Here is a 25028-nt window from a genome sequence, read left to right on the forward strand (position 1 = left end):
CACTGTACCCGAGGCTTCCCGGGGGCTCTCCAGAAACGCGCCGGGCACGGCACGTACCCTGGTCGCATGCCCCGCTTGCAGGCCGATGCCGACCCCAACCTCTGGGTTCCCGTGACCGAATCGCTCGGCTTCCGCGGCCGCCGACACCGCAAGGCGGCGATACGGATGCTGCTGGGCCAGGCCGGTGCCGCCATGCGCGGCCCCGCGGGCGCAGAGCCGGACTCGTCGACCGCCGGTCGACGCCCGGGAGGCGGCGTCGCGGCCTGGGCGATGAGCCAGGCCGCGCCGTTCCTGATGCGCAAGGCTGCCGGCCGCGTGCTGGTGTGGGTGTGGAAGGCCGACGCGGAGCTCGTCGTCGTGATGGCGCAGGTGCAGCAGGCGACGAACGACCTGCGGGCCGCGCGCGCGATGATGCCGATGGAGTACGACGACACCGAGTCGTTCCGCAACCCGTATCTCGGCGTCGGTGAGAAGCTCGAGCTCTCACTGCCGCCCGACCCCCGCACCCCGCCGTTCGCGACGTACACGTGGGACACCGGCACGCACTTCGTGACCGTGACGGCGGTGTGCTCCGACCGCGGGCGCTTCGGCACCGTCATCGGCAGCGTCGACGACCTCGCGCGCACGCTGCGGATCGTCGACGACCTGTCGGTCGGCGAATCGCCCGAGGTGCTGCGCATCGAGCCGAAGAAGTGAGGAGTTCCGCGTCATGACAGAGCCCCGGCATCCCGCCTCCCATCGCCCGCTGCGGATCGGCGTGCAGCTCGCGCCGCAGCATGCGTCGTATACCGCCTACCGCGATGCGGTGCTGCGGGCGGAGGATCTCGGCGTCGACGTGATCTTCAACTGGGATCACTTCTTCCCGCTGACCGAGCCGATGGAGGCCGAGCACTTCGAAGCGTGGACGCTGCTCGCCGCGATGGCCGAGCAGACGGAGCGCGTCGAGTTCGGTCCGCTCGTCAACTGCAACTCGTATCGCAACGCCGATCTTCAGGCCGATATGGCCCGCACGGTCGACCACATCAGCGCTCGTGCGACCGGTACCGGCCGGCTCATCTTCGGCACGGGGTCGGGCTGGGCGCAGCCCGACTACGACGAGTACGGCTATGAGTTCGGCACCGTCGGATCCCGCCTCGACGCCCTCGCCGATGATCTGCCGCGCATCCGCTCGCGGTGGGAGCACCTCATTCCCGCACCGACCCGGCGGATCCCGATCCTCATCGGCGGTCAGGGCGAGCGCAAGACGCTGCGGATGGTCGCGCAGCACGCCGACATCTGGCACACGTTCACCAGGCTCGACGACGTGCCGCGCAAGATCGGGGTGCTCCACGAGTGGTGCGAACGCGAAGGTCGCGATCCTGGCGAGATCGAGCTGTCGACGGGATACACGATCCGCGGCTTCGGCCCGCTTCTGGAGACGGATGCCGCTCCCCGCCTCTACGACCTGGGCTTCCGCCTGATCATCCCGGCGATCGACGGCCCCGACTACGACCTCTCGCCTCTGGCGCCCCTGCTGGAGTGGCGCGATCGGATCAACGGCGCCTGAGGGCGGGGGGCCGGTACGGTAGCGAGGTCCGTACCCGCAGCACGCTCGCGAGAGCACACCCTCAGGAGGCAGTCCATGGGCGCCGTCATCGGAGACATCCTCACGCTCGCCCTCGGTGTGGCGATCAGCCCGATCCCCATCATCGCGGCGATCCTGATGCTGCTGTCGCCCAAGGCGCGCGTGACGGGCACCGGATTCCTGCTCGGCTGGGTGCTCGGCATCGTCGTCGCGGTGACGGTCTTCACGCTCCTGTCGTCGGTCCTTCCCGAGGGGGAGGATGACGCGTCGCAGCCGATCAAGGGCGTCATCCAGCTCGTCCTGGGCGTTCTGCTGCTGCTGCTCGCGCTGCGCCAGTGGCGCGGACGACCGAGAGCCGGAGCGGAGCCGGCTCTGCCGAAGTGGATGCAGGCGATCGACACGATCACGTTCCCCAAGGCCCTGGGTCTCGGCTTCCTGCTGTCGGCGGTCAACCCGAAGAACCTGCTCCTCGCCGCCAGCGCGGGCGTGACCATCGGCGCGGCAGGGCTCGACGGGGGCTCGATCGTCGTCGTGATCGCGGTGTTCACGGTGATCGCGGCATCCACCGTCCTCATCCCCGTCGTCGGCTACCTCTTCGCCGCCGACAAGCTGCGAGGCCCGCTCGACGCGCTGCGGGGCTGGCTCGCGAAGGAGAACGCGGTCATCATGGCCGTGCTGCTGCTCGTCATCGGCGTCGCGATCATCGGCAAGGGCATCGGGAGCTTCTGACCCCGGACCGGCTGGTGCACGTCGGCTTCCGCTGCGGCGGAGACGCCGGACCGTGGCGACCGACACGATCGACCGTTCCGGTTCGCTGGGCGAGCGAGGAACGAGCGGGACGAAACGCGCCTACGCCTGCGGGAACACCTGCGACCAGTCGTCGCGGACGCTCACGACGGTGAAGCCGTGGTCGGATGCCTCAGCCAGCGCCTTCTCCGCGCCACCGTCATAGGGCGCATCGCCGCGGCCGGACTCGTCGTCGTGGTGGACGAGCAGTGCCAGGCTGCGCGGGCTCCCCTGCGCGAACCGCAGCATCGGGATGTCGCCGTTCGAGTTGCCGCCCGCGAGGACCGGTCGCCGTCCCACCCGCGTCCAGATGCGCACCGGCTTCTCGGGCCCGTCGTCGAAGAAGTCGAGCTTGGGGGCGTAGCGCACGACGTTCGCCTCCGCGTCGTAGGTGAGCCCCATGGCCGTGCCGACGACACGCTCGGCCGGGATGCCGTAATACGCCTCGGTCATCGGGCGCATGAAGTCCCGCTCGCCACCCGAGACGATGTACGTCGTGAAGCCGTTCGCCTCGAGCAGCCGGATGAGCTCGACCATCGGCTGATACACGACCTGGGCGTACGGCGCACCGAGGGTGAGGTGGCGGGCATCCCGATAGAAGGCGGTGACGGATGCCGCGTACTCGTCGACGCTCGCACCGCCGGAACTCGCCGTCACCGCGGCGATGAGCACCGCCAGATCCGAGTCGTCTCCGGCGTAGTGCTTGTCGATGGCGGAGGAGAGCCACGCCAGGTCGCCGGTCACCGCCGCCTGGTACGGCTGGCGCTCGGCGAGCGACGGATCGGCGTCGGCGGCGGCCTTCCACTGCTGCAGCAGGTAGACGAGCTGCGTGGGCATCGGCTTCTCGGTCCACAGCGTGCCGTCGTTGTCGAACACCGCGACGCGGGCCTCCGCCGCGACGAAGTCCGGGCCGCCCTCGTCGGTGACGGCGGCGATGAAGTCGAGGATCGCGGTGCGGGTCGCGGTGTCACGCCACGACGGCAGCAGGTCGGTCATGGACGCGACTCTAGCGGCGGACCCGCTCCGGGTCGCGGCGCCGACCGATGCCGTCGGGCTTCCCGTCGCGGAGCTGTGCGACCAGCGCCTGGAGGAATGCCTCAGGCGCGGCATCCGTCCTCTCTTTCATGCGTGCAGCACTACGTGCCAGGACCGATGGCAGTGCACACTTAGCCCGTGGACTCCACTTTCCTCGCCAACCTTTCCTGGTCCCTCGCCGCTCTCGTACACGCCGCGATCGTCATCACCGCCCTGATCGTGATCCCGCGCGGGCGCAAGCCCACGGCCGCGATGGCGTGGATCCTGCTGATCGTGGTCCTGCCCGGCGTGGGCGTGGTGCTGTACCTCGTGATCGGCAGCGTGCGCCTTCCGGCGAAGCGGCGGGCCGAGCAGGCACGCATCGATGCGATCATCCGCGACAGGGTGCAGGCGAACGGGCTCGAGCAGACGGCAGCCGATTGGCCGCGGTGGTTCCAGCGTGTCGTGCAGCAGAACGAGGCTCTGACCGCCCTCCCTGCCTCGTGGGGCAACAGCGCCTCGCTGTACGGCGACTACCAGGCTTCGATCGACGCGATGGCGGCCGAGATCGACACGGCGGAACGCTTCGTGCACGTGGAGTTCTTCATCGTCGCGTGGGACGACACGACGCGCGGCTTCTTCGCCGCCATGGAGCGCGCGGTCGCCCGCGGTGTCACGGTGCGGCTGCTCGCCGACTACGTGTCGACGCGACGCCTCGGCAATTGCAAGGCGACGCTCGCCGAGCTCGACCGCATCGGAGTGACGTGGGCCTGGATGCTGCCGGTGATGCCCTTCAAAGGCAAGTACCAGCGCCCCGACCTGCGCAACCACCGCAAGATCGTCGTCGTCGACGGCCGCACCGGCTTCATGGGCTCGCAGAACCTCGTCTCGCGTGATTACGACTCCGAGAAGAACATCAAGCGCGGCCTGAAGTGGCAGGAGCTCATGACGCGCCTGACCGGCCCCGTGGTCGCATCGGTCAACGCCGTGTTCCTGTCGGACTGGCTCATCGAGACCGGCGACGACCTGTCGGCGACGGAGCACCTCTCCCCCGCCGCGATCGAGGCGGCGGCTTCGGCCGCTGGTGCGACGACGACGGCGGTTGCAGGTGGGAGCGCGGCGGCTGCCGGTGGGAGCCCGGTGGCTGCGGCGGCGGCTGCCGGTGGGAGCGCGGCGGCTGCCGGTGGAAGCCCGGTGGCTGCCGCTGCGGCCGGCGCGACCGCGGCGCCCGCGGCCGACGGGCTGCTGTGCCAGGTGGTGCCGAGCGGGCCCGGCTACGACACCGAGAACAATCTGCGCCTGTTCCTCTCGCTCATCTACGGCGCGACCGAGAAGGTCATCCTGACGAGCCCCTACTTCGTGCCCGACGAGGCGATGGTCTACGCGATCACGAGTGCGTGTCAGCGGGGGCTGGAGGTGCAGCTGTTCGTCTCCGAGATCGGCGACCAGTTCATGGTCTGGCACGCGCAGCGCTCGTACTACACCGCGCTGCTCGAGGCGGGCGTGCGCATCTTCCTCTATCCCGCGCCGTTCATCCTGCACTCGAAGCACTTCTCGATCGACGACGACATCGCCGTCATCGGCTCGAGCAACATGGACATCCGCTCGTTCAGCCTCAACAGCGAGGTGTCGCTGATGGTCCGCGGCGCATCGTTCGTCGCCGGCATGCGCGAGGTCGAGCAGGGGTATCGCGCCGCGGGCCGCGAGCTCACGCTCGAGGAGTGGCGGCGCGAGCCCGCCAAGGCCACCTTCCTCGACGGCCTCATGCGTCTCACCTCCGCCCTGAACTAGCGAGCGGGACGGATGCCGCGGGCCCGCGGCATCCGTTCCCCCTCCCTAGCGCCGCAGCTTCTCGTCGAAACAAGGGATTCTCGCCGAAACCGAGAGCGACGTCCCCTGTCTCGGCAAGACTCCCTTGGCTCGATGTTTGCTCGTGTCCTCCACAGAGGTGTGAGCCGCCTGCGAGGGGCATGTTCGTCCACATCCGGCCGCGATCAGCAGCCTGCTGGGCGATCGGGGGCGCAGGCTCGGGACATGACCGCCGAACTTCCCGCCACGCTGCTCTTGCACGGAGGGTTGCCGCTTCACGCCGTGCGACGGGATCGCGACAGCCGACTGCACCGCATCCGTGCGGGCGTTTACATCGCCGCAGATGTCTGGGCCGAGCTGAAACCCTGGGAGCGATACCGCGTGCGCGTGCTCGCCGTCGCCCGCACGTGGAAGACGCCGGTGTTCTGCCTGGAGTCGGCAGCGGTGCTGCAAGGGCTTCCGATCTTCGGTGAGCCGTCGCACATCCACGTGCTGAGCGCGGGCGGCAGGTCGTGGTGCGAAGGGGATGTGATCGTGCACGGTCACGCGGATGCCCGCGAGATGGCGGATGTCGGCGGCCTGAGAGTCACGTCCGTCGCGGATACGGCGGTGGATCTGGCTCGTGTGCTTCCACCGGCCCTCGCGCTGGCGGTCGTGGATGCGGCCGCCCGCCTCCTCCAGGCGGACGGCGTCGCGCTCGACGTGAGTGAACGCGGTCGTTCCCAGTCGAATCGGCGGGGTGTTCGACAACTCGACTGGGTGCAGGCGCGTGCGACCGAGCAGTCCGAATCGCCGGGCGAATCGGTGAGCAGGGCGGTCATCGAGTGGCTGGGCTACGAACAGCCGGAACTGCAGCGCGAGTTCTCGTACGAAGGCGTGATCGACCGTTCGGACTTCTACTGGCGTCGCCTGCGGATCATCGGCGAGTCGGACGGATACGGAAAGTATGACGCCCACGACCCCGCAGCCATGAAAGCCCACTTCGTTCGCGAGAAGAAGCGCGAAGACCGCCTGCGGCGGCACGAGGGCGGCTTCGCCCGCTGGGACTGGGGTGACACGATCAGGTTCGCGCAGCTCGACGACAAGCTGCGCGACGCCGGTCTGACGCCGCTGCACCCTCGAGAGCCGCGGTTGCTGAGCACTCTGGGGCGGAACCCCCGGTCGTTCGCGAGGCCCACGGCATCGTCGTAGCGCTCCCGTCGGTTCTGACCTGTAGCAACCTCCCGTCGCCGTCCCGCCACCGGCGAGTCGACAGGCGACGGCGCCGCTGCGCTCAGACGCGAGCGACGCGGGGCTGGCATGCGACCGGGATCCGCGGATGCCGGGGCCGGGGCCGGGGTCAGTCACGCCGAGCCCGGGTTCCGCGCGGCGAGACCGGGGATTCTCGCCGAGACCGGGGGCGACGCCCTGCGTTTCGCGAGAAATCCCTTGTCTCGCCGAATCCGGCGGCGGCCGGACACTGCAGCCCCAGGAGACCCGGGTTCCGCGCGGCGAAACCGGGGATTCTCGCCGAGACCGGGGGCGACGCCCTGCGTCTCGCGAAGAATCCCCTGTCTCGCCGAATCCGACGGGCAACCGCGCGACGGACACGCGCCTGAAGGGGACGGATGCCGCGGGGCCGCGGCATCCGAGTCCCCTCGTGTCAGACCTTGAGGTTCTGGCGGGGGACGACGACCTCGCGGATGATCAGCAGGATCGACGCCATCACCGGCAGCGCCACCAGGACGCCGACGATTCCCGCGAGCGCCCCGCCGGCCAGGGCTCCGATCAGCACCAGGGCGGCGGGGATCGCGATCGCCTTGTTCATGACACGGGGGCTGATGACGTACGACTCGAGCTGGATGTAGATCAGGTAGGCGACGAAGAAGATGAGGGCCTGCGTCGGACTGCTGAACAGCGCCACGATCGAGGCGAAGATCCAGAAGATCACCGACCCGAACAGCGGGATGAGCGTGATCACGAACGCGATGACGGCCATGAGCGCGGGGAAGGGCAGCCCGATCGCCAGATGCAGGATGAAGACGGCGCCGGCGTTGAGCGACGAGAGGATCACCGACCCGATCAGCGCGCTGCCCACGGAGCCCGTGATGCGCTCGGTGAGGTTCGCCAGGCGAACGCGGCTGTGCGCCGGCGCAAGGGCGTAGAGGGCCTGCTTGGCCGCCGAGAGCGAGGCGAGGAAGTACAGGGTGAGCGCGATCACGATGAAGCTCGCCGAGATCCCGGCCACGAAGCCCACGCCCACCGCCAGCACACCCCCGCCGAGCATCGCGATGGTCGACGGGGTCGAGATCCAGTCCGCGAGCTGACCCATGCCCGCGACGATCGCCGCCTGCGCGTCGGGCGTGAGTTGCGCGAACCAGTCCGACTGCGGGATGTTCTCGATCCCCTCGGGGATGGCCTCCACCAGCTGCACGATCTGGGCGATGACGGGCGGCAGCACGAAGACGAAGAACGCGACCGCCACGAGCGCGAAGCCGCAGAACACGATGGCGATCCCGGCGCCGCGCTTGACCCTGTGGCGCTCGAGCATCCGCACGATCGGGTCGAGCCCGAGTGCGAGGAACATCGCCAGCACGATGTAGACGAGGATCGTCGAGATCGAGCCGATCGCCGATCCGAGGACGAGGGCGGCAAGCACGCCGATCGTCACGAGGAAGCCGGTGCCCAGTGGATGCTCCAGCGCGGCGAGCACGTTGGAGAAGCGACGCGGGCGCTCTGGGACGACCGCAGGGAGCACGTCTGAGTCGAGTCCCTCGGGTGCGTCCGTCATGGGAACATGATGCCGTCTACCCGCCACGAAATCATCCACTTTGCGTCATGTCTCTCCGGCGTGTTTGGCGGTAGTCTCCCGACCAGAGCACCGCGAGGGACGCGGTGCGACAACTTCACAACGACGGTCGAGACCGTCGAGAAAGCTGGTATCCATGGGCGGCTTCTGGGATTTCATCGCCTGGATGTTCTGGATCTTCGTGTTCGTCGCGTACCTGATGGTGATCTTCTCGATCATCGGCGACCTCTTCCGCGACGACAAGCTCAGCGGATGGCTCAAGGCCGTCTGGATCCTCTTCCTGATCTTCGTGCCCTTCCTCACCGCACTGGTGTACCTGATCGCACGCGGGAACGGGATGCAGAAGCGCTCGATCGCGCAGGCACAGGAGCTGCGCTCGGCGCAGGACGCGTACATCCGCCAGACCGCGGGCTCGGGAGCGAGCGCCGCCGACGACATCGCCAAGGCGAAGACGCTCCTCGACTCGGGTGCCATCACCCAGGCCGAGTTCGACGGACTGAAGGCAAAGGCGCTGGCGGGCTGACCGCCACCGGAGAGGGAGAAGACATGACGACCTTCGACTACGGCCCCATCGAGTTCTACGCGATCGCCTTCGAGGGCGACCGCCCGGGGCCGGCGGTGCTCCAGGCCATCGACGACCTCGTCGCCTCGGGCACGGTCAACGTGCTGGACCTCGTCTTCGCGCGGCGATCGCCGGAGGGCGAGCTCGAGATCCTCGAGCTCTCCGACACGGTCGACGACGGCGCGCCATCGCTCGACCTCGCGGGTCTCGCAGGACAGGACGACATCCTGTTCCTGGCCGAGAACCTCGAGGCCGGTTCGTCGGCGGCGATCCTCGTGATCGAGCTGCTGTGGGCGAAGGCGTTCGCGTCGGCGCTCTACGACGCCGGCGGTGCCGTCATCGCGCGGGAGGGCATCCCCGCACCGATCGTGAACGCGTTCCTCTCCGAGAACGCCGACTGAAGGAGCAAGACATGCCACTGAGAAGAATGGGACGCCCCGGGCTGATCGGCCTCGCCGCTCGTACCGCCGTCGTTGCCGGCACCGCCACCGCGGTGTCGGGCGGCATGCAGCGCCGTCAGCAGGAGAAGGCGTACGGCGCCCAGGAGCAGCAGGCGTACGAGGCCCAGCAGCAGCAGGCCGCGATGGATGCCGCCGCCGCACAGGCCGTGGCGAACGCGCAGGCTGCCGCACCGGCGCCCGCCGCCGCGCCGGCTCCTGCCGCCGACGACATGATGGCGAAGATCACGCAGCTCGCGCAGCTGCACGCGCAAGGCATCCTCTCGGACGAGGAGTTCGCCGCCGCGAAGGCCAAGCTGCTGTCCTGACAGCCGCTTCGCACGATGAGGGCCGCGTCCATCCGGACGCGGCCCTCAGTCCGTCTCCGCTCGGTCCCGGCCGTCAGACGCCGCTCCCGTCAGCAGCCGCGCCCTCAGCCGCCGGGACGTTCGTCGCCGCCGTCGCCGAGCGCGCCGTGCCCTTCGCCCGAGGGCCGCTCGCCCGACGGTCCTCCTCCGCGGGCCCCGCCTGCGCCCGCGCCACCGTGCTCGCCGGCGCCACCGTGCTCGCCCGCGCCACCGTGCGTACCCGCACCCCCGTGGTCGCCGGCCCCGCCGTGGTTGCCGGCCCCGTCGTGCTCGCCCGTCCCACCGTGCTCGCCCGTCCCGCCGCGCGCGTTCTGCGCGGTGAGCGCCTCGATCTTCTCCATCAGCAGTCGCACCTGGGCCCGGGTCGCCGGCTCCTGGTCGTCATGCTCGCGTGAGGCGCGCTCCAGGACCCACGAGGCCAGCGTCGCGGTGATCACGCCGGCCAGTGCCACCCCGCCGAGCATGAGGCCCACCGCGACGAGGCGGCCGGCATCCGTCATCGGCGTGTAGTCGCCGTATCCCGTCGTGGTGACCGTCACGCACGACCACCAGAGCGCGATGCCGAACGTCGTGATGTTCGCGTCGGGCGAGTGGCGCTCGGCTTCGAGCACGGCGAGCGACGCGATGTAGGTGAGGATGATCGAGGCTCCGGCGCCGTACACGAGGATCTGCGTGCGCAGCACCCCGCCCGCCGTCGTCCTCATCCCGGGGAGCTTGGTCAGGAACTGCAGCAGCCGCACCAGACGCAGGACCGGGATCAGCGCGAAAGTCAGCGCTGCCAGGTGGTGGCGGAACCAGTGGAGCCGGTGCTTGGCGAGCGACAGGCGCACGAGGTAATCGGCGATGAACATGGCCCACGTCACCAGCACCACCGTCGACGCGATCACGCGGCCCGGCCCCTGCAGGTCGGCGATCACGCGCCATGAGTAGGCGACCAGATAGGCGAACGACGCGATGATGAGCGGCAGCGCGGTGCGCTTGTGCCAGGCGGACTCCTCCACATGCGAATTGTGCCCCCGGATGCCGCCGCCCGGCCGCACCGGCGCGCCCGAGGCTGTGCGCAATGCGCGAGGGGGACAGTGCACCCGCCGCGGTCGGCTCGCACCGCGGCGGTCGCCGGACGAGCGCGCCGACCGATATCGTGTGCCCATGCCCGGCCCCACCGCCGCCTCGCCCGCACCGGCCACTCCCCCGGGACCTCAGCTCACCGTCCGCCGGCTGGCGCTGCTGTCGATCCCCGCCATCCTCATCGGCGTGCTGTCCGCTCTGTCGCTCCGACTGCTCGATCTCATCGCGGGTCAGCTCGACGGGGTGCTGTGGACGATCACGCCCCAGGCGCTCGGCATCGCCCCCGACTCTCCCTGGTGGATCTTCACCGTGCTGACGGCCACCGGCATCGCCGTCGGACTCGTGGTCTGGCTCGTTCCCGGCCATGCCGGCCCCGACTCGGCGACCACGGAGCTCGCCGCGGCCCCGCTGCCGCTGGGGGTGCTGCCGGGCCTCTTCGTCGTCGTGCTGCTCAGTCTCGCCGGGGGCGTGAGCCTCGGTCCCGAGAACCCGATCATCGCGGTCAACGTCTCGCTGGCGATCGCGCTGGTCGCGCGCATCGCCAAGGCGGTGCCGCCCCAGCTCGTGGGCGCGCTCGCGATCTCGGCGACGGTCGGCGCCCTGTTCGGCACGCCGGTCGCCGCGGCGCTCGTCTTCACCGGCATGGTCGGCGAGTTCAAGATGGGCGGCTCGCTGTGGGACAAGCTGTTCCTGCCTCTCGTTGCGGCCGGGGCCGGCTCGGTGACGACGTACCTCCTCGGCGGCGGGTTCGGCGCGACGGCGCCGCTCCCGCCCTACGGGTCGCCGCAGGCCTTCGACCTGCTCGTCGGCGCCATCGTCGCGTGCGCGGCAGCGGCGTTCGGGCTCGTGGGCATCTACCTCTTCCCGCTGGTGCATCGCGCATTCCACGCGCTCCGGCATCCGCTGCTCTACATCACCCTCGGGGGTGTGGTGCTGGGGCTCCTCGGCATGATCGGCGGGCCGATCACGCTGTTCAAGGGTCTCGAGCAGAGCGGCGAGCTGCTCGCCGACCCCGGCGCGTATTCACCCGCCCAGCTGTCCGTGATGCTGCTCGTGAAGATGGCGGCACTCGTTGTCGCGGCATCAGCCGGGTTCCGCGGCGGCCGGATCTTCCCGGCGGTGTTCCTCGGGGTCGCGGCAGGCCTCCTCGGCGCCGCGCTGCTTCCCGGCCTGCCGCTGTCGCTCGCGGTCGCCTGCGGAGTGCTCGGCCTCGTCCTCGCGATCGCCCGCGACGGCTGGGTGGCGCTCTTCGTGGCCGTCGCGATGGTCGGCGACGTGACCGTGCTGCCGATGCTCTGCATCATCGTGCTGCCCGCCTGGCTCGTCGTCACGTGGGCGCGCGAGATGCTGATCACCCCCGCCGATCTCGCCCGCGAACGCCCGGAGGCGCCCCTCCCGTGGGCGCGCGCCGGCTCAGCCCACTGACGTCGCCTGCGAGCGCCCGGAGGCGTCCCCTCCCTGGCCCGGAGCCCGCTCAGCCTGCTGAGGCGCGTCCTGACGCGCGTCCTGCACCAGGGCGGCGGCGTTGCGGATGAACAGCACGATCCAGGTGAAGACCAGGATGCCGGCGACGAGCTCGACCGCCGTCAGCGTGTAGTAGCCGATGAAGAAGAACACTGCGAGCAGCAGGGTCACCGCGAGGAACAGCCACCCGAGGGCGACGAAGGCCCGCGGCATCGACGGGATCCAGCGCGGCAGCGCGATCACGAGCACGGCGAAGGCGACCACCATTCCAGAGGCGACGCTGGTGTGGAGCGCGAAGAAGCGGTCGACAGGGAAGAGGCCGACCATCCCGAGGAACACACCGACCACGATGAGCGTGATCCGCACTCGGGCGATGCCGTGCGGGTGGGACGTGGGGATGCCGCGCGTGGAGTACCTCGCCAGGGTGGTCACGAGGAAGCCCGCGACGATGATCGTGATGTTGAAGGCGAACGCCGAGACGTTGGACGACATGCCGAGAGCGCTGAGATTGTCTTTCCACCAGTTCGGGTCGCTGGCGGTCAGCATGCTGGCGAGGACGCCGAAGACGAGGAACGCCGCGAGCACGACGGCCAGCAGCTGCAGATCCATGTGCGTCGCCGAGTAGAACGCGAGATACGCCGTCATGGCCGAGGTGGCGCCCGCGAGGATCAGCACCGCCAGAGGGAACACCTCGGCTCCGATGAACGCATCCTCGAGGATCACGGCCAGCAGCGTCCAGCCGAGGAGCGCGATCACGGCGTGTGCGAACGCCAGTGCCGCGACGTCCACGTAGTCCAGCGGTTTCAGACGCCGGTGCACGCCCTGCCGGTGGACGAGGGTGCGTCCGCCGATCACCGCGAGGAACGCCACGATGCCTGCCCCGATGGCTGCGAACTGCCCCACCGAGCCGGGTCCGGAGATCGGCGCCGCCTGGAACTGGAACGCGACCAGGGCGGCGAGCGCCACGAGGACGAACGAGCCCGCACCTGCGGCGAGCGCGAGCGACTCGAGGGAGCGCTCGCTGAACCGGTCGAAGACGCGCTGCCGGGCCGGTGCGGGCGCCGGCTCCGGCGGCGGCCCGTCGGGCGAAGGCAGATCGAGCGAGGTCTGGGTCATGGCTGCCTCCGTGAGTGGTGCGGTCGGTATCGGGCGTCGGGTCAAGACGGGGACAGCGGGTCGCGCGCCGCCGAGGCGGGGGTCGCCGTGCGATCGCCCGACAACCACCGCAGCCACAGCGATCCCGGGTCGCCCTCCAGCACCAGGGCGCGGACGAAGAGCGTCAGCGGGATCGACAGGATCGCGCCGAGCGGCCCGATCACGAACGTCCAGAAGATGACCGAGAAGAAGCTCAGCGTGAGGCTGAGGTCGACGGCGTCGCTGACGAACTTCGGCTGCACGAGCACCTGGAGCACCACGTTGACGACGCAGTAGATCGCGATCACGGCGAGCAGCATCGGCCATCCGCCCACCACGAAGGCGAGCACGGCCGGCGGGATGAGTCCGAGCACGAAGCCGATGTTGGGAACGAAGTTCGTGACGAACGCGAGCACGGCCCACACGATCGGCGCCGGCACCCCGAGCGCCCACAGCGCGAGACCGTCGATGATCGCCACGACCGCCCCGAACGAGGCATTCACCACGTAATAACGACGGATGCCGGTGTTCAGGCGTCCGATCCGGGCCAGCACCGGACGCCGCGGGGCGCCGAACACGCGCTCGGCATCGCGGTATCGGGCGGCGTCCGCGGCCATGAAGATGATGTACGACACGACGAAGAAGAGGGCGGTCGCGACGCCGATGACCGTGCCGCCGACGCTGGTGACGAGCCGCGCGATCGCCGAAGGGTCGAGGACGGATGCCGCGGCATCCGTCGCCTCCTGATCGAGCCCTGCGGACTGCAGCCATGCCACGAAGCCGTCGACGCTTCCCCGCAACTGGTCGAGGTAGTCGGCGACGAGGCGGGCGAACTGCACCCCCGCCACCCACAGCAGGAGCCCCATCACCACGAGGATGAGATACGCGACGACGATGACCGCGGTGGTGCCCGTCCAGCGGGGCCAGCCGCGGCGTTCGAGCGGACGGCGCACCGGCTCGCAGATCACGACGAGCACGACCGCGAGTGCCAGCGGACCGATGAGGCTCCGAGCGAAGTACACGCCCGCCAGCACCACCACGGTCGTCGCCAGCACGACGAGGACGCGGATGCCCGGTGACAGAGCGGGAGGCGGAGGCGCTGGCACGGGGCGGGTCACGCGGTCAGGGTACCGACTTTCCGGCACGGCGGCGTGGAAAGCCACGCTGTCGGCTACGGCGGGTCTCGACCCTCCACGGCGTGAGGCGTGCGACGCGGTCCTGTCAGCCGGACGCTGTCGCCGACCGACCGCCAGTGCCACACTGAGGCCATGTCACTGACGGATTCGAGTCCCATCGCGCAGAGCTGGGCTGCTCCGCGATCGCTCCAGCAGCACTTCGACGACGGGCGGGCCGCGCGCGAGCGGTCGCCGCGCGAATCTCTGGCCGACCTTCCGGCGGGCGATCGCGATCCCATGGGGATCCTGGACCGCCAGGACGAGGTGCGCGTCCCCGAGCTCGTGCCCATCCGCACCGAACGCATGGCGGCGAGCCCGTTCGCGTTCTATCGAGGCACCGCCGCTCTGATGGCGGCCGACCTGGCACGCTCGCCCGGGACGGACCTCCTCGTGGGATCGTGCGGTGACGCACACGTCTCGAACTTCGGCCTGTACGCGTCGCCACAGCGCACCCTCGTCTTCGACCTCAATGATTTCGACGAGTCCGCGTGGGCCCCCTGGGAATGGGACGTCAAGCGGCTGGTGGCGAGCATCGTGATCGCCGGCCAGTCCACCTCCCGCGACGACGCCGTCATCCGGGATGCCGGGCTCGAGGCCGTCCGCACGTACGCACGATCGCTCCGGGCGGGTGCGAAGCGAAGCCCGCTCAAGCGCTACTACGACCGGTTCGATGCGCTTGCCGCGGCGCGGGCCGTCGACGACGAGACGCGGGACGTCATCGACGGTGCCGTGCACGAGGCCGAGAAGCGCACCGGCAAACGGGCCGCCCGCAAGCTCACGACGATGACGGATGACGGCCGGGTGGTCTTCGTCGAATCCCCGCCGACGATGACGCATGTCGGGGCGATCATGGAGGATCGCGTGCTCCGGGTGCTGGACCAGTTCCGGGACTCCATCAGTGTCGACATCCGCGCGCTGCTGCAGAAGTACTCGCTGTCGGACCTGGCGATGCGTGTGGTGGGCGTCGGCAGCGTCGGCACGCGATGCTTCCTGATGTCGATGCAGGACGGTGACGAAGGCGTTCTGCTGCTGCAGGGCAAGGAAGCGGGCCAGAGCGTCCTGGTCGAGCACGGCGGCGTCGAGCAGCCGCCGGCCGTGGCCCGCTACATCGAGGAGCACGGCGAGGGTGGACGCGTCGTGGCGATGCAGCGGATCCTTCAGGCCGTCTCAGACCCCTTCCTCGGCCACGTCCGGCGGACGCCCGAGGGTGCCCAGCGGGACTTCTACGTCCGGCAGTTCCACGACAAGAAGGGCGGGTTCGACATGGACACGCTCGACGATGCGTCTTTCCGCTGGTATGCCGTCGCCTGCGCCGCCACGCTGGCGCGTGCCCACGGTCAGTCGCCCGATGCATCCGCGGTGGCCGGGTACGTCGGTCGCGGACGCGTCGTCGGCGAGGCGATCCTCGAGTGGTCGTACGCCTATGCCCGCCTGTCGCACGCGGACTGGGAGCTCTTCCGCCGCCACCGCAACGTCGACCCCGCCGCCGGCTGACCGCTATCCGGTTGCCGAGGGGTGCGAGGCCAGCCACTCGCCGGCGACGCGCTTGGTGACCTTCAAGAGCCAGGCGTCCGTCACGACCTCGCGCAGCAGTGCCGGATCGATCGCGTCGAGACGCACGAGCACCGCCGGGTACCCGTCGAAGTGCGGGATCGTGAAGAAGACGTCGGGGTAGGTCTCGAGCAGCGCCTGCTTCACCTGCTGCCCGTCGGTGCGGACCCCCACCACTCCGCCGGGCGGCCATTCCCGCCCCAGCGCCGCGAGCTGCTCGAGGTCCCGGCCACTGGGACCGCGCTGCCACACGAACGCCCCCGCGGGCGTGCGCCAGCTCGCTCCACCACGGTGCCCGTCCGCCTGCTCGATCACGCCCGGGAGATCGAGCGCGATGGCGCGGACGTCGTCGAGAGTCGCCATGCCCCCATCATGCGCCCGATCGTCGCCCCGATCGATACTCCACAGGTGTCCGGTTCGACGATGCGCGGTAGCCTCTGAGTACCCGGACGAGCGCCTTCCGTCGCGCTGCGGGGGAGGAGGCTCGCCAGATGCCACGGACCGTGCGCCCCCTCGTCCGCCGTCTCGTCGCGGGGGTGACCGCGGCACTGCTCGCCGTCACCGGAGCCGTCGTCGGCGGAACGATCGCGGCGCCACCCGCCGCGGCTGCCTACCCCGAGTCGGTCAACCCCTTCGCGATCGCGGGCGGATTCACGGTGTACGCACGCGAGGACGCACTCCTGCAGAACCAGGAGACGGAGGGCAGCATCGCGGTGGGCGGCACCGCGACCGTCGCTCCCAGCGCGAGCCAGTACACGATCATCCATGTGTCGGCGGGAACCGGTGACTACGACCTGCCGACGGTCGACGGCGATCCCACGCGCTTCCTCGTCGGCAAGTACAGCACCGCGAGCACGGGCATCCTCGCGATCACGAGTGAGGGCACGAGCGAACCATCGCTGTGGGGCGACCTCAAGATGGTGCAGCGCGATGGCGGGTGGCAGGCGTTCACCCGCGCCGACTGGCTGCGCCTGAACCAGAACTCGTCCAACGTCGATCAGACGCCGCTGATCGACGCGACCCACCAGAAGTATCCGGACCATGCCGCTCCCCCAGTGGGCCCCGCCGGTGACAACAGCATCTACACCGCGAACACCTCCGCCACCGCCGTGGCCGACTACGTCGAGGCGAACCGGGATGCCTCGTGGGAAGAGGCGAGCAGCTGTCTCGACGACATCGCCGACCCGGTGGGCGACATCGGCTACCCGGTCGAGGTGGCGGAGGATGCCGGCAGCCGCATCGTCCTCACCCCGTTGAGCCGGGATCAGCCCAACATCGTCGACTACGCGGACATCGCGGGCGCGGCCCTCATCCAGTTCTCCCCCGGCCCCACGCCGGGCGTCTCCAATCCGCTCGTCATCCGGGTGCCCGCCGGCACCACCGAGGTCATCGGTGCTCGAGCCGACCCCCAGGGAGACTTCTCGCCGTACATGCTGTGGGACCTGTCGCAGCTGACGGGCGACGTCACCGTGACCGCGGCGGAGGCGCGCATCGACGGCTCGATCTACGCGCCCGAGGCGTCGGTGACGGTGAACGCCGCGCCTCTCGACGGTCAAGTGGTCGGTCGCAACGTGATCCTGCAGGGCGGCGAGGTCCACTCGTTCCTCTTCTCGAGCGAGATCTCCTGCGCCGCCGACAGCGGCACATTCGCGGTGCGCAAGCAGCTGTCGGGCATCGAAGCGGCCGATCTCCCCGAAGGCACGACGTTCACCGTAAACTATCGCGCGGTCGATCCCGACGGCACTGCCTCGGTCGGCACGCTCGAGGTGCCGGCGGACGGCTCGCCCATAGCGGCCGGGGAGCAGTTCCCGATCGGCACCGTCGTCACCTTCGACGAGATCGAGCCCGAGAGCGTTCCGGGGTGGCAGTGGGGCGAGGCATCCATCGCCCCGAATCCGCTCACGATCGGCACCGGCACCGCCGACGTGGTCGTCACCAACTCCGCGACGCCGGTCACGGGCACCTTCAGCGTCACGAAGTCCGTCGTCGACCTCTCCGACGGCGAGCCCGGCCCTCCGTCAGCAGAGACCGTGCCCGTGCATTGGGCCGCGTGGTTCGGCGGAGCACTGCTCGACGAGGGTGACCTGGACGTCCCCTTCGACGGCACCGTGATCGCCGTCGGTGAGCAGTTCCCGGTCGGCACGCGCATCATCCTCACCGAGAACCTGGAGGGGATCGACCCTCCCGCGGGGTATGAGTGGGGCACCGCCGGGTGGAATCCCGGCCAGACCTTCGTCATCGGGGACACCGACACCGTGGCCGTCGAGCTCACGAACACGGTGACACCCGTAGAGGCCGAGCGCACGATCACGATCGTGAAGGCGGCGACCGGCGCGGCCGCCGATCCCGCCTTCGGCTATGCGGTGAGCTACAACAATGGTCCCGGCACCCGCGCGACCATGCCCCTGCCCGTCGGAGACCCCCAGCCCCTCGACGTCGACCCCGACGCCGAGGACCTGGAACTGGCCGAGCTCCTCCCCACCCTGAACGGCACTCCGGTCGACCCGGCCGCCTGGGAGCTCCCCGTCATCGATGTCACGGTCGACGGCGTGGTGAGCCACTTCACGCCCGAGAACTTCGAGGGTGCGGGACCGCTCGAGACGGCGATCGTCGAGATCCCGCTGCCCGAGACCGGAGACATCTCGATCACGGTGACGAACGCCCTCCGCGAGGGGACCTTCACGATCTCGAAGGCGTTCGAGGGGATTCCGGCCGAGCTCGTGCCCGCAGGCCTCGAGTTCACCGTGCGATGGGCGGCGGTCACGCCGACCGGCGAGACCGAGAGCGGCGTCCTGCGGGTGCCCGGCGACGGCACGCCCGTCAGCCCCGTCGATGACACCGGCGCCGTGATGACCTTCCCCTACGGCACCGTCGTCACCTACACCGAGGAGCCCCCACCCGCATTGCGCCATGTCTCGTGGCTCCAGGCGCGGTTCGATCTCGCACGGCTGGTGATCGGCCAGGACGACCAGGCCATCGTCCACTCGACGCTCACCAACGACGCCTCCCTGCTCCGCGGCACGTTCCTCGTGCAGAAGGATCTCGCCGGCATCGACGCCGACCAGCTGCTCGTCGACTCGTTCATGGTCGACTACGTTGCTCACACCCCGGGGCAGATGCCGACGGCGGGTCGCTTCGTGCTTCCTGCCGACGGCACGCCCGCCGGCCCCGTCGATGACGCCGGCAACCCGATCCGATTCCCGATCGGCACGATCGTGAACCTGATCGAGGAAGATCCCGAGGCACCAGCCCTCCCGCCCGGGTACGAGTGGAGTCAGACGACATGGAGCCCGTCGAGCTTCGTCGAGATCGGCCTGGGCGAGACGCCCGTGCTCGAGGTGACCAACTCGGTGGTCGCGCTCACGCGCTTCGCCGTGACGAAGGTCGTCGACGGAAACGGCTCGTCCGCTGTTCCCGCGGGCACCACGTTCCCCTTCGACTGGTGGCGTGACGCCGAACCTCAGACGCGCGTCGAGCTGACACCGAACGTCCCGGTGCTGTCGCCGTACTTCCCGGTCGGAACGATCCTCGAAGTCCAAGAGGTGCCGTTGCCGGCGATCCCCGGCGTCGACTGGGGTGAGCCGGTGTGGACCGTCGACGGCGAGACCCTCGTGCCCGAGCCGAACGGACGCACGCTGCTGCCCATGTCGATCTCGCGCGACCCGAAGGTCGCCGAGCTGACGCTCACGAACACGGCGACCACCCGGCCGCTTCCGGCCACCGGCGGCGGCGCGATCTCACCGCTCGTGCCTCTCGGCGCGGTCGTGCTGATCGCCCTGGGCGGGCTGCTCGCGACACGACGCACGCGGCGCGCGTGACGCTTGTGACAGGCTGACGATCGGCATCCGAGTGCCGCGGAGGGGACGTGATTCGTCCTCTCCGCGGTCGCGCGGCGATCAGCCCGCGTGCGCGCGGGCAGCGTTCGCCGGCGTGAGCGGCTCCGCCGAGAACGTCAGCACTCGTCCCTCACGGAAGGGCTCGACGATCTCGAAGTTCTCGAACGCGATGCCGCCGGGAATGGCGGCCTCACTCATCCAGTACGTGTAGCGGCCGTTGACCTGCGCCACGAGCGCCGGGTCTGGATGGTCGGCACGCCAGGACTGCACGGCCGGCCGGCCCACGTAGCGCCAGTGGTCCTTCGTGCCCGGTGCGTGCCGGGCGAGATGGGGCTCCGGCTCATCAGGGCGCGCCGACACGGTGACGGCGTGCCCGTCGCGCGCGAGCCGACCCACGCCGAAGCGCGCGTGCTCGGCGAAATGCACGTCGGTGTAGTCCGGCCACAGTGCGCCGGCGGTGACCTCCTCAGCGGCCAGGCGCAGCGTCCGCAGTCGCGCCCAGTTGCCCATGGTGGCGGTCAGGATGCAGGCCTCGAGTTCGGCCGACCCCGGCTGCCGGAAGGCGGCGAGCGAGATCTCGTGCGGCCGATCGGCCCGGAAGACCGCCTGCACCCGCACGTTCGCGCCATTCGCGAACGGCTCGACGCACAGGTCGACGGTGAGGGTCTCGACCCCGCCTTCGACCCGGACGAGCCCGCGCGAGGGCTGACGCGGATCCCGCGGCCTGGCGTCGTCCGCATCGTCGGTCGACCAGATGCGCAATCCGGCCGCGTCGTCGAGTCGGCTGTGCTCGAGCTCGGAGAAGCCGCGGTCCCTGCTGCCGGCCGGCACCGGCTCGACGGCGATGAAGTTGAGCAGCCGGTCGCGCGGGTGGCCGAGGTACGGCGTGTACAGCCGCAGCAGACCGCGCGGCCCCGGCAGCGGGTGAAGTCCGAGTTGGATGCCGTCGGGATGCCCCCACCGCGGCTCACGGTCTCCGGCGATCGGCGACGGGCGCAGCCATCGCTCGTCGGCGGCGGCCTCGGTCCATTCGCGGCCTTCGCTGTCGCGCGGCATCCGTCCCCTTCCCTGTGCCTGACTGGTCAGAACCCGTTGACGCGGCCCACCAGGTTCACCTTGATGCCCATGCGGTCGAGCATCGCGGCCTTCGCCATGAGCGCGCGATCGGCGGTCTCGGCATCGGGGGCGTACACGAGCTGCGCGTGGTTGGCCTTGTGGCGGGCCATGAACTGATCGCGCGTGACGTCGTGCAGCACGACATGGGCGATGGGCCACTCGGGATTGGTCGCCTCCTTGCGCTGCTGCGTCTCCTCGTCCGGCAGCTCGACCACGGTGCCGCGGAAGATGTCGGCCTGCAGGATGCCCTCGGCGATGAACACCCGCGAGATCACGACCTCACCCGGCCGGGAGACGCCGTTGATCGTCGACCCACCGGCGGGGAAGAAGACGGGTCCCTGGCGCCACCCCTCCGCCTTGTCCCAACCGCCGAGGTGGGACGCGGGCACCGAGCCCGAGATCTCGTAGACCCACACGAAGCGGCCGTCGAAGTCCTCGCCCCAGCGCACGTCGTGCAGGGTGTTGTCGGGCACGAGCCCCATCGCCGTCCACACACGGTCGGTGACGAGCGCATCGACCGCGACGCCCTCGTCGGCCTCGTTGAAGTGCGGGAGAGCGCGGCCCGCGAAGAGCTCCCGTGAGCCGTCGCGCGAGAGCACCGGCGGGCGCTCGGTCGAATTGAGGACCCCCTCCGCGAGATCCGATGCCGGCACCAGATCCTTGAGACCCTGCTGGTACTGGATGCCGACGGCGTCCAGTCCGAAATCGTCCGCGATCCGCAGCGCCGCGACGTACATCTTCATCTGCCAGCGCACCTGCGTCTCGGTGAGCTCGGTCGCCTCGTCGGTGCCGAAGCGGAACGTCATGCCGCGATCGGTCAGCCAGTCGCGAGCGGCGTCGGCCTCGGCATCCGTCACGGTCAGCATCTCGGCATACAGCGCAGACTGCGACAGACGCTCTTTGTAGATGCCCGTGCGGTTCAGCAGCTCGTCGTCGAAGATCGCGTTGTACATGCCCATGCAGCCCTCGTCGAACACGCCGATGATGGCCTTCTCGGCGAGCAGCTGATCGCCGAGCGCACGGCCGAGCTCGACTTCGGGCGTCGCAGGAAGCTCGGGAAGCGCGCGCACATGGGATGCATCGTGTGTGATCCGCCCGGTCTCGGTCCACTCCTTGATCCCGGCTTTGAACCACTCGTCGGTGAAGTCGACCGACCAGATGGAGGCGTACTCCTTGCCCATCTTCGTCATGCCGGCGTTGAGACCGAGGAGGCCCACCAGCCCCGGCCAGTCGCCGGCGAAGTTCGCGACGGTGAGGATCGGCCCTTCGTGCGTGCGCAGACCCGCGAGCACGTGATGGGAGTACTGCCACACCGCCTCGGCCACGATGAGCGGCGCATCGGCGGGAATGCCCTGGAAGACCTCCAGGCCCATGCGCTGACTCGAGATGAACCCGTGGCCGGTCTCGGGATCGACGTCGTTGGCGCGGATCACCTGCCAGCCGAGCTCGTTGAGAACACCCGTCACGCCGGCTTCGAGCGCGACCTGCGTCGGCCAGCCGGCGGCGTTCGCCGACTCGCGCAGATCGCCCGAGGCGACGAGGTAGGCCGTCTTCGGCGGTGCCATGTGGCGCTCGCGGACGGCGGGGAGGCGGTAGCCGGTCATGGGGTCTCCTGTGGTGAGGGGGATTCGAGAGCGACGGCCGACAGGGCGGTGACGCTGTCGCCGGCCGAAAGGGTGAGAGGCCGGCGGTCGGCCAGAGGGACGGGCTGACCGCGGAGCACCAGGCGATCGAGGCTGAGCGTGCCGCCGTCGACGCGGAGTGTGATCTCGCTGTCGTCGATCTCGACACGACCCCACGCGCCGCCCGTGGTGAAGAGGCTGCGAAAGGCGCCGTCGCCGGCCGGGTCGAACGAGAGCGTGCGCGTGGGCGCATCCCACTGCACGCCGCTGAAGGCGAGCAGCAGCGCCCACGATGCGAGGGAGCGCGCGTAGTGGTTGCCGCACTCGATCTCGTTCCAGGGATTGCGCGTCGCTCCGCCGTAGCGGGCACGAAGCGTGCGTTCGACCTCGAGAGCCTCGTCCCCCAACCCGGCATAGACGAGGGATGCCGCGACCTGGTGCTCGACCCCGGTCCAGACCTCGTCGGAGTAGACGAAAGGAATGGCCGGCCTGCCGCCGCGCGGCCACGAGGCCAGCAGCAGCCCACCCTCCTCGTTGAGGGCGTACACCCGCTGCGTGCTCTCCTGCGCGGTGAGGTCGGACCGGTGGTTGTGCGTCACGATCGCACCGAGGGCGCTCCGCAGCCGGTCGCGAGGCAGCAGGTCGCCGAGGCCGTTGATCCACGCGTGGAACTGGCCGAGGAGCTGGTCCGACAGCACGCCGTCGCCGTACTGGTAGCGATGGGCGTCGACATCGTCGATCACCTGCCGGTAGTACTCGCCGTTCCACAGTCGCTCGTCCATGCCCGCCGCGACGCGGTCGGCGCGGTCGAGCCAGTCGGCTGCGCGCTCGCTGTCACCCAGGTGCGCGGCCATGCGCGCACCGGCGCGCAGTGCCGCCGCGAACATGCCGTTGGCGAGCGGGTCGAGCCCGAAGAACTCGATGTCGTAGGTGTTGTGCAGCTCACCGTCGAGCAGGCCGTCGCCGTCGCGGTCCCACCGGTGGATCGCGTGCTCGAGCGTGCGCACCGCGGCCGGCCAGAGCTCGATGAGGAAATCGTCGTCACCCGAGAACCGCCACTCGCGATGCAGCCTCAGGAACGTGCCGAGCTGCCCGTCGACCGCCGGACCCATGAACCACGCCGGGCCGCCGAAGAGCCGATTGCTGCGGAACTTCTGCGCGCCGTCCTCGTCGGTCTCGAGCAGGAACTCGACTCTGCGAGCACTGCGCTCGAGCGACGGGAAGAGCCACGCCACCGTCTGCGCGTACGACCACACATGGGTGCAGGTGCCCTCGCACGAGCCGCCGTGATCGAACGAGCCCTCCCACGCGGCGAACACCGGGCCGTCCCCGAGTTCGGGATTCGGCGACTCGACGACGAAGGCGGTCGTCGACCGGACCGCAGCGATGTTCGCGCCCACCGCCTCGGCGACGACCGGGTCCAGGCTGCCGCCATAGAGGGCCTCGACGAACGCCAGTGTGGTCGCCTCGAGTGCCGGCAGCTCACGATGCAGATGGGATGCCGCAGCCCACGCGTCGGGCCACAATGTCGCGTATCGGTTGCGCACGAGTCCCGCGTCGGCGCGGCCGTCGGCGACGATGTGCCCGCGCCACGACCGGTGACGGTTCGGAAAGCTCCAGGAGAGCACGAACTCGAAGTCGCGCACTTCGCCCGGGGCGAGCTCATGCACGATGCCCAGGGATCCCGTGCGCAGTCGTGGCAGCAGTTCGAAGAGCTCGCCCTCGCTCATGGGCCCCGGCCGCTGGGGGTCGTCCTGCTCGTCGGCGTCGTCCAGCTCCTCGCGGGAAGCCGAGTCTGCGAACAGTCCGCGCGGCCGATCCTCGAGCGTGAGACGGGGCTCCGGATCGAGAAGCCCGTCCGCAGAGAGGTCGTTCCAGAACAGCCGAGGACCGTCGGGCCAGAACCCGGTGACCCACTGCGGCTTGGCCGTGGTGGCGGCATCCTTCGTGGTGAGACTCATGGTGCCGTAGCCGAGGTCGTCCGCAGGAAGCTCGATGCCGAAGTCCAGTCCCCGGATGCCGCCCTCGTCCCGCCACTGCACCGTCTGCCGCGCGCGCAGTCCGAAGGGGCCGTCCCCCCGCCCGGCCGTGTGGCTGACGCTGCCGACGACGGTGACCCGCACGCGGCCGGAGCTGGGATTCGCGACGCGGTAGCGCAGCACGGCCGCCGGGATGCCGGAGGCGTCGGGGTCGAGCGGCACCAGCGGGGTGAATGCGCGCAGCGTCACGTCGACGGGGAGCACGTCATCCTCGAAGTCGATGTCGACGACCGGGTATTCGCCGTGCATGGTCGCCGACCGCAGGCGAGGAAGACCGGCCTGCCGCTCGAACGGGTAGCCCGCATCGAGATCGCGGCGACCGGTGAGCCGGGCTTCCAGGACGCGCGTGACCGGCTCGGCGTTCTCAGGCGCGGCGTGGATGGCGAAGAACGAGTACGGATTCACGCGGCCCTTGTCGGGCAGGTTCTCGAGCTCCCAGTCGCGAAGCTCGCCCCGGGCGCCGATCGAGACGTTGCCGGTGCCGACGCCGCCGAGCGGGAACGCGGCGCGTTCCGCGGTGTGCGGGATCCCCCGAGCGCGGCGGCGCTTCTCGGATCGGCCGGTCATCGGATCCTCCTCGATCACGGCAGTGTGGTCAGGCGTCGCATAGGTCGTGCGAACGCGTCCACTGTAGACGAAATCGATTTCATGATCAACCGATCGAAATCGCCTTTGACGTGAAACCGAGCTCTCTC

General features: G+C 69.9%; 20 protein-coding genes. 11 read left to right on the forward strand and 9 right to left on the reverse strand.

From position 1 onward, the window contains the following. The first annotated feature begins 66 nt into the window (after positions 1 to 66). The 3 genes from ACI3KY_RS08700 (at position 67) to ACI3KY_RS08710 (ending at position 2293) form a co-directional block, all read left to right on the forward strand. Complete coding sequence (locus tag ACI3KY_RS08700) at positions 67 to 696, forward strand: hypothetical protein (protein ID WP_404929778.1); 630 nt, start codon at positions 67 to 69, stop codon at positions 694 to 696. Between the two features lie 13 nt (positions 697 to 709). After that, positions 710 to 1546 carry an LLM class F420-dependent oxidoreductase gene (locus ACI3KY_RS08705; protein WP_404929779.1) on the forward strand — a complete coding sequence of 279 codons (837 nt, stop codon included), beginning with the start codon at positions 710 to 712 and terminating at the stop codon, positions 1544 to 1546. 75 nt (positions 1547 to 1621) lie between these two features. Next, positions 1622 to 2293 (forward strand): GAP family protein, encoded by a 672-nt coding sequence (locus ACI3KY_RS08710; protein ID WP_404929780.1) that lies wholly within the window; start codon positions 1622 to 1624, stop codon positions 2291 to 2293. A 120-nt stretch (positions 2294 to 2413) separates the two neighbouring features. Here ACI3KY_RS08710 and ACI3KY_RS08715 read toward each other — a convergent pair whose 3' ends face one another. Beyond that, a complete protein-coding gene (locus ACI3KY_RS08715; protein WP_404929781.1) occupies positions 2414 to 3346 on the reverse strand; it encodes an HAD family hydrolase in 933 nt (310 codons plus the stop codon). Positions 3347 to 3523: 177 nt separating this feature from the next. Between ACI3KY_RS08715 and ACI3KY_RS08720 the strand changes: the two genes are divergently transcribed. Both ACI3KY_RS08720 and ACI3KY_RS08725 read left to right on the forward strand, forming a co-directional pair. Further along, positions 3524 to 5155: a phospholipase D-like domain-containing protein gene (locus ACI3KY_RS08720; protein WP_404929782.1), complete on the forward strand. Its 1632-nt coding sequence runs from the start codon at positions 3524 to 3526 to the stop codon at positions 5153 to 5155. A gap of 243 nt (positions 5156 to 5398) precedes the next feature. Continuing rightward, complete coding sequence (locus ACI3KY_RS08725; RefSeq protein WP_404929783.1) at positions 5399 to 6364, forward strand: hypothetical protein; 966 nt, start codon at positions 5399 to 5401, stop codon at positions 6362 to 6364. A gap of 451 nt (positions 6365 to 6815) precedes the next feature. Here ACI3KY_RS08725 and ACI3KY_RS08730 read toward each other — a convergent pair whose 3' ends face one another. Further along, complete coding sequence (locus tag ACI3KY_RS08730) at positions 6816 to 7943, reverse strand: AI-2E family transporter (protein ID WP_404929784.1); 1128 nt, start codon at positions 7941 to 7943, stop codon at positions 6816 to 6818. Positions 7944 to 8097: 154 nt separating this feature from the next. On the opposite strand from ACI3KY_RS08730, the gene ACI3KY_RS08735 reads away from it, so the two are divergent. The 3 genes from ACI3KY_RS08735 to ACI3KY_RS08745 are packed head-to-tail and all read left to right on the forward strand — an operon-like array spanning position 8098 to position 9289. After that, a complete protein-coding gene (locus ACI3KY_RS08735) occupies positions 8098 to 8484 on the forward strand; it encodes an SHOCT domain-containing protein (RefSeq protein ID WP_404929785.1) in 387 nt (128 codons plus the stop codon). Between the two features lie 23 nt (positions 8485 to 8507). Beyond that, the gene (locus tag ACI3KY_RS08740) at positions 8508 to 8924 is read left to right on the forward strand and encodes a DUF6325 family protein (protein WP_194412377.1); all 417 of its coding nucleotides are present in this window, start codon (positions 8508 to 8510) and stop codon (positions 8922 to 8924) included. An 11-nt stretch (positions 8925 to 8935) separates the two neighbouring features. Then, positions 8936 to 9289 carry an SHOCT domain-containing protein gene (locus ACI3KY_RS08745; protein WP_404929786.1) on the forward strand — a complete coding sequence of 118 codons (354 nt, stop codon included), beginning with the start codon at positions 8936 to 8938 and terminating at the stop codon, positions 9287 to 9289. Positions 9290 to 9393: 104 nt separating this feature from the next. Here the strand turns inward: ACI3KY_RS08745 and ACI3KY_RS08750 are convergent, their stop codons facing one another. After that, positions 9394 to 10329, reverse strand: coding sequence for a potassium channel family protein (locus tag ACI3KY_RS08750; protein ID WP_404929787.1), 936 nt, complete (start codon positions 10327 to 10329; stop codon positions 9394 to 9396). 148 nt (positions 10330 to 10477) lie between these two features. Between ACI3KY_RS08750 and ACI3KY_RS08755 the strand changes: the two genes are divergently transcribed. Beyond that, positions 10478 to 11821: an ion channel protein gene (locus ACI3KY_RS08755; RefSeq protein ID WP_404929788.1), complete on the forward strand. Its 1344-nt coding sequence runs from the start codon at positions 10478 to 10480 to the stop codon at positions 11819 to 11821. On the opposite strand, the gene ACI3KY_RS08760 is transcribed toward ACI3KY_RS08755, so the two are convergent. Further along, positions 11810 to 12976, reverse strand: a complete 1167-nt coding sequence (locus ACI3KY_RS08760) for a DUF998 domain-containing protein (RefSeq protein WP_404929789.1) — start codon at positions 12974 to 12976, stop codon at positions 11810 to 11812. The two genes, ACI3KY_RS08755 and ACI3KY_RS08760, sit on opposite strands and share 12 nt — an antisense overlap. Before the next feature lie 41 nt (positions 12977 to 13017). Further along, on the reverse strand, positions 13018 to 14112 hold the full coding sequence (locus ACI3KY_RS08765) for an AI-2E family transporter (protein ID WP_404929790.1): 1095 nt from the start codon (positions 14110 to 14112) through the stop codon (positions 13018 to 13020). 150 nt (positions 14113 to 14262) lie between these two features. On the opposite strand from ACI3KY_RS08765, the gene ACI3KY_RS08770 reads away from it, so the two are divergent. Continuing rightward, positions 14263 to 15663 (forward strand): DUF2252 domain-containing protein, encoded by a 1401-nt coding sequence (locus ACI3KY_RS08770; RefSeq protein WP_404929791.1) that lies wholly within the window; start codon positions 14263 to 14265, stop codon positions 15661 to 15663. Positions 15664 to 15666: 3 nt separating this feature from the next. Here the strand turns inward: ACI3KY_RS08770 and ACI3KY_RS08775 are convergent, their stop codons facing one another. Further along, positions 15667 to 16083, reverse strand: a complete 417-nt coding sequence (locus ACI3KY_RS08775) for an MmcQ/YjbR family DNA-binding protein (RefSeq protein WP_404929792.1) — start codon at positions 16081 to 16083, stop codon at positions 15667 to 15669. Positions 16084 to 16211: 128 nt separating this feature from the next. Here ACI3KY_RS08775 and ACI3KY_RS08780 point away from each other — a divergent pair, with 128 nt between their 5' ends. Continuing rightward, positions 16212 to 19538: a DUF5979 domain-containing protein gene (locus ACI3KY_RS08780; protein WP_404929793.1), complete on the forward strand. Its 3327-nt coding sequence runs from the start codon at positions 16212 to 16214 to the stop codon at positions 19536 to 19538. A 78-nt stretch (positions 19539 to 19616) separates the two neighbouring features. On the opposite strand, the gene ACI3KY_RS08785 is transcribed toward ACI3KY_RS08780, so the two are convergent. Genes ACI3KY_RS08785 through ACI3KY_RS08795 form a run of 3 tightly spaced genes read right to left on the reverse strand, consistent with a single transcriptional unit; the run spans position 19617 to position 24900 of the window. Next, the gene (locus ACI3KY_RS08785) at positions 19617 to 20612 is read right to left on the reverse strand and encodes a hypothetical protein (RefSeq protein WP_404929794.1); all 996 of its coding nucleotides are present in this window, start codon (positions 20610 to 20612) and stop codon (positions 19617 to 19619) included. A gap of 26 nt (positions 20613 to 20638) precedes the next feature. Next, on the reverse strand, positions 20639 to 22276 hold the full coding sequence (locus ACI3KY_RS08790) for a fucose isomerase (RefSeq protein WP_404929795.1): 1638 nt from the start codon (positions 22274 to 22276) through the stop codon (positions 20639 to 20641). Continuing rightward, positions 22273 to 24900 carry a GH116 family glycosyl-hydrolase gene (locus tag ACI3KY_RS08795; protein WP_404929796.1) on the reverse strand — a complete coding sequence of 876 codons (2628 nt, stop codon included), beginning with the start codon at positions 24898 to 24900 and terminating at the stop codon, positions 22273 to 22275. The genes ACI3KY_RS08790 and ACI3KY_RS08795 overlap by 4 nt, the downstream gene beginning before the upstream one ends. Positions 24901 to 25028 lie beyond the last annotated feature (128 nt).

The organism is Microbacterium sp. ZW T2_14, assembly GCF_044987405.1.
Classification (GTDB): domain Bacteria; phylum Actinomycetota; class Actinomycetes; order Actinomycetales; family Microbacteriaceae; genus Microbacterium.